The sequence below is a fragment of the Actinophytocola sp. genome, from assembly GCF_036002505.1.
Classification (GTDB): Bacteria; Actinomycetota; Actinomycetes; order Mycobacteriales; family Pseudonocardiaceae; genus DASYTH01.
Window position 1 is genome coordinate 1 of the sequence record NZ_DASYTH010000075.1, and the last position, 2,465, is coordinate 2,465.

Consider the following 2,465-nt stretch of genomic DNA (forward strand, 5'->3'; position numbering starts at 1 on the left):
TGTGCGGCAGCGGGTCGCCTGCCCGTGAGGTGCGATGGTCGAAGCCGACCGCCACCAGCCCCTGACCGCTCACATGCCCACAGCCGCCATGGCCCCGGCGGGTGCCCACGTGAGCGTCTAGGTAGGCGACCGCCTGAGCAATGCCCTCGTGGTGGGCGCCCATGGCCACCCGGTTCACGCGCTGGTCGCCGAGCGCCCACAGCACGCCGACGTCCTTGACCGGCCGCAGCACCAGGTCCCACGCGGGCACGGCGTTGCGGCCGTGGGCGCGGCCGAGCAGTTCCCCGGTGTCGGGGTGGCGGCCCTCGAAGATCCGCTTGAACGCCTCGGTCGACGCGGTGCCCTGCTGGCCGAGGTTGGTGGCGCCAGCGCCATACCAGCGGCCTGGTGACTCGCCGTGGCCGCTCAGGTACTCTTCGCGGTTCTCGGCGACCTCGCGGACGTAGTAGTCCTCCCGCCCGGCCGAGAGCTTGGCCAGATCCGCGACCACCGCCACCCCACTCCACCGCCATCCCGTGCAGCAAAACGCACCTGTGGTGCACTGCTGTCCTGCTGAGGAATTCGATGGTGCGGCAAGAGGGCAATGAGACAAAGGCGGATGGGCGGATGAGGGTCAGGGTGGTGAGCGGTGCTGATGGGGGCCGTGCAGTAGCATGGTGGTGGGTAAGTGTGCAGCTAGATGGCAGTGCAGAGCAGGGGAGTGCGATCTATGCGACGGCCAGCCCGGCGGGCTGACAAGGGAATGCCGAGCTGCATTCGGGAACGCTTAACTGCGCGCTAGGAGAACCGATAACTTTGGCACCTACGGTCGCGAGCGACCTGGGAAAACGGCGGTCCGCACAGCGGTTCCCGGTGGTTCCATGGTAAGGAAGGGGTCGCCGGTTCGATTCCGGCGGGGGGCTCCGCACAGAAACTACAGCTCAGGCCGGGCCCAGCGCCCGGCCTTTCGCGTCGGCAGGGAAGTGCTGAGCGGCCGGCGTGCCATCCCCGTGCCATAGCGGCGGTCAGCCGCCCTCGATCAGCCGGTTCAGCTCCCGGGCGATGGCAGCGTCCCGGTCGGCCATGACGTGCTGGTAGCGCAACGCCGCGACCGTGGTGGAGTCCCCAGCCGGCTCATCACCTCGCGGAGGGAACCCCCGGCGGCGGTGGCCAGCGTACCGGCGGTGTGGCGCAGGTCGTGCACGCGCAGGCCCGCGACCCCGGCCGCCCGGGTCGCCGGCCGCCACACCCGCCGGTTGAAGTTGCTGCGCCGCAGGTGCGTGCCCCGGCTGCTCACGAACACGAACCCCTCCGGGGACTTGGCGGTGTAGCGGCGCAGGTGCTCGGCCAAGGCCTCGACCACGGCGGCCGGCAAAGTGACGGTGCGGCGGCCGGCGGCGCTCTTGGGCGGGCCAACCGAGAACGCGCCGTTGACCTCCAACACCTGCTCGGCGACGGTGACCGTGCCGCGCCCCAGGTCGACGCGCTTGCGGCGCAGCCCGACCAGCTCCCCCCAGCGCAGCCCACCGAACGCTGCCACCAGGACCAGCGCCCGGTAACGCGGCGGTACCCGGTCGGCGATCGCGGCCACCTGGTCGACGGTGGCGATCCGCATCTCCGGCGCGCCGTCACTGGCCGCACGGCGGATGCTGCACGGGTTGACCGCGATGTAGCGCGCCTCGACCGCCGCGGCCAGGATGCGGGCCAGCAGCCGGTAGGCCTTGGCCCGGGTCGCCTGGCCCACGCCATCGGCATTCAACCTGGCCGCGGCGGTGGCATTGGTCTGGTGAACCTGGCTGGAATTGGATCTCCCACCTGGTCCTCTTCGCTCGTAGGCTTCCTTGAGCCCGCAGGGGGACAGCCACCGACATCACCGCATCGGCTCCAGCGCCCGCCGCTACTACGACTGACCTCGAACGAGACCGCAGAGGAAACCAACACCCCCGATTGCCGAAGGAGAATCGTCCATGTCACTCTGACCGGACCCCGTGAACTGATCCATCTCGTGCGAGAGTCCTTCATTGGGGTGCAGGCACCAGCGTAGACGGCTGGTGCCCGGTAGCTGAGAGCGCTACCAGTGCCACAACCGATGAGATCGGTGCGGTGGTCCGGTCGAACCGAACGACGACTGACCTTGACCCGCTTCGGGGGAACATCACCGTGTCCACGGAAGCGGGGCAAGGTCAGACCCCAACCAGCGAGAAGGGAACCGCGATCATGAAGCTGACGACCATCACGATGGTCACCGTCGACGGCGTGATGCAGGGACTCGGCGGGCCGGACGAGGACCGCAGGGGCGGATTCGAGCGCGGCGGATGGGTCGCGCCGCTGTTCGACGACGAGGGCGGGACGTTTCTGAACCAGGTCTACGAGCGCGCCGACGCGTTCCTGTTCGGCCGGCGGACCTACGAGATCTTTGCCGGCTCCTGGGGAGCATGGGCAGATCCGGGCGGCAACCCCATCTGGACGGCGTTGAACACGCGGCC

Annotated in this window: 2 protein-coding genes and 1 pseudogene; 1 reads left to right on the forward strand and 2 read right to left on the reverse strand. The window is 69.5% G+C overall.

Translation table 11 applies throughout. The annotated features are described in order from the left end of the window. Together mobF and VGR06_RS05515 are read right to left on the reverse strand one after the other, a co-directional pair. Positions 1 to 496: MobF family relaxase (gene mobF, locus VGR06_RS05510; RefSeq protein WP_327557859.1), on the reverse strand; the 496-nt coding region annotated here is incomplete at its 3' end. Between the two features lie 531 nt (positions 497 to 1,027). Then, positions 1,028 to 1,723 (reverse strand): site-specific integrase, encoded by a 696-nt coding sequence (locus VGR06_RS05515; protein WP_327557860.1) that lies wholly within the window; start codon positions 1,721 to 1,723, stop codon positions 1,028 to 1,030. A 473-nt stretch (positions 1,724 to 2,196) separates the two neighbouring features. On the opposite strand from VGR06_RS05515, the pseudogene VGR06_RS05520 reads away from it, so the two are divergent. Then, positions 2,197 to 2,465, forward strand: a pseudogene (locus VGR06_RS05520) (dihydrofolate reductase); the annotation flags it as partial.